This window comes from uncultured Campylobacter sp. (assembly GCF_938030785.1).
Classification (GTDB): Bacteria; Campylobacterota; Campylobacteria; order Campylobacterales; family Campylobacteraceae; genus Campylobacter_B.
In genome coordinates this window covers 1-2,573 of sequence record NZ_CALHIK010000071.1, presented here as the reverse complement: position 1 = coordinate 2,573, position 2,573 = coordinate 1, and the positions used below count along the sequence as shown (strand labels likewise).

The following is a 2,573-nucleotide window of genomic DNA, read 5'->3' as shown; positions in this document are numbered from 1 at the left end:
TTAGCAAAAACAACTTCCGCGGCACGATCACGCCCGAGCTCATCATCAAGGAGCTGACCCCGAGCGGGAGCTAAATTTTAAAATTTAGGCCTGCTTGGCGTGCATTTCGCGTCGGGCACGGCCTTTAAATTTAACTCTCGATCTATGAGCTAGGCCGCGCATTGCGCACTCGGCAGGGTCGCCCTAATACAGCGCCCGTCTGCTCTACTCGCCCGATATATATTGCGCGCTCGGCGCGGCTTTGAAATTTAATGCGCGAGCTATGGATTTGACTTGCGATGCGAGCTCAAGCGTGCGATTTCGGGGCTAGACACAGCGCGCAAACGCGATGCGTTATTTTCAGCTCCCGCACAGCTTGCAAAACAGACGAAATTTTTTGGCGCGGTAAAAGTAAAATTTAAACGTTTTGGAATTTTAAAATTTTGTGAGAGCGAACGGGAGCAGGCGGGAACAAACAAGGCGATCTTAAGAATGAAATTTCGGATAAAATTTTATGAAGCGGCGGGCGGGCTAAATTTTAAAATTCGACCCGCCCTTAAACTTAGAGACTAAAAAACCACCACTAAAAACCACTTAAACGGCACCGGCGCGAAGATCGCGTGCGGCAAACCCGCAGGCATGACGATGCTTTGCCCCGCTTTTACGCGGTGCTTCTGCCCGTCGATCGTGAAATCGCCCTCCCCCTCAAGCACGTAAACGAACGCGTCGCCGTCGGATTTGTGCGAGCTGATCTCCTCGCCGCCGTCGAAGGCAAAAAGCGTCATATTCAGCGCAGGATTTTGCGCGAGGGTGCGCGAAATCACCTTGTGAGGGGATACTTCGACTAGCGAAGCAAGCTCTACGGCCTTAGCGGCGTCGATATTTTTGATGTGTTGCATAAGCTCTCCTTGAAATGAAATTTGATCGATTGTAGCTAAAATTTAGCAAGCCTGCTTTGATGAGCATCAATCCGGATCCGCGCTGAAAGGATTTTTCAGAAAGATCGGAACGAAATTTATCAGATATAGCGCGACTGCGGCGATGAAAAGTGCCGAGGGGATCATCACGTATAAAATAAAGCTTTCGCCCGCACAAACGGCTCTTAAGCCCCCTGCACCCAGAGCCAAAACGAGCGCCGTGCGGCTTAGGCGCGGGAAGTTTAGCGGCGAAATTCCGCTGTGACGCTGTCCGGCGATCATTCCCACGAAAAGTATCGCTCCATACATATAGCAGATCGCGATGACGTGCAGCGGCGCGGCAGCGTATCCCCCGTGGATCAGCGTCGCGCCCAGCCACAGGTATCCTGCCGCGCACGCAGCCTGTAGCGCGTAGTAAAACGCCATATAGTGGCGGCTTAGAATTTCGACATAGTGCAGCTCGCGAAGTTTCGCCAAAAACAAAAACCCGATACCAAGCGCGATAAACCCGCACGTCACCTCGCTTAAAAATGGCGTCGCGAGCGCCAAAGAAAAGGCGAGGAAAGCGGCTAAATTTTTGTAGATAAAATTTGGAATAAAAACGGCGTCCTTCAGCCCGCCCTCTCTTAGCGCTTCGTTGCCGATGACGACGCTTATGCGGTAGCTTACGACGGCGATTGCCGCGACGTTGATATGCACGAAGCTAAGCAAAAACTTCTCATCCTCGCTCGCGCCGTAGGCCGCAGAGCAGGCGCAAAACGCCGCTAAGACCGCCAGGATGCTAAAATTATTCGAGTTTTTATCCAGCCACAAAAGCCGCGCCGCAAAGATGAAAAATATCGCCCAAAACAGCGCCGTGATCGCAGCCGCAAGCCGTAAATTTAAAAAGCTCGCGATAAAAGCCGCGATCAGGCAGGCGGCAAAGGCAAGCGAAACGGGCTTTAGCGAGCCCTCGAAGTTCGTCCAATCGGGCAGTGCGGTAAGCAAAAACGCCGCGTAGATGCACGAAGGCGCCAAAAACAGAAAGTAAAACTTATGAGCGGCGACATAATCGATCTCAAGCGCACCCGGTGCTAGAAAGCTAAGCGCGCCCAGCGCCGCAAAAAAGCAGGCGCAAAGAACGAAGGCGCGCATCGGATGGGAGAAAAAATTTCTCGCGCGCTCATCTTTAAATTTAGGCGCGTAAAAGCCTAGCTCTTGCTGCTGCGCCCCCCACGGCTCGGAATTTTTGAGCTCCTGCGGCGAAACGGGATCTATTTGGTTTTGCGTGGAATTAGCTTTGGAATTCCGATCGGAATTTTTAGCGCTTTGCGAAAAGCTCGGTTTAGAATTTAGCTCGGCACTTCTGTCGTTTTGCCAGAAATCCTGCGCAGAATTTTGATATTTGATGCTTCGCATGGGTTCTGCCTCTGAATTGCGAGCGGAATTTTTGAAATTTCGGGTAAAATTTAGAGCAGAAATTTTGAAATTTTGCGCGAGCTTGGCTCCTAAGCTCCATATAAAATCTTTAAAATTCCGTCCGAAATCGGGGGCAAAACGTTTGAAATTTTGTGCGGAACCTCCCTGTTTGCGCGCATTAAAGATAAAATTTCTATTCATAATAGCTCACTCCCCCGAATTGTTCGCTTACCACGCGCTCTTCGTACCGATCGTCGCGCGCGCTTAGCGGCTCGTCCA

At 51.0% G+C, this 2,573-nt stretch carries 2 protein-coding genes; both read right to left on the bottom strand.

The genetic code is table 11. From position 1 onward, the window contains the following. Positions 1–548: 548 nt before the first annotated feature. On the bottom strand, positions 549–878 hold the full coding sequence (locus tag Q0438_RS03950; RefSeq protein ID WP_291939008.1) for a cupin domain-containing protein: 330 nt from the start codon (positions 876–878) through the stop codon (positions 549–551). A 66-nt stretch (positions 879–944) separates the two neighbouring features. Further along, positions 945–2,495 (bottom strand): NnrS family protein, encoded by a 1,551-nt coding sequence (locus Q0438_RS03945; protein WP_299187581.1) that lies wholly within the window; start codon positions 2,493–2,495, stop codon positions 945–947. Between the last annotated feature and the right edge of the window lie 78 nt (positions 2,496–2,573).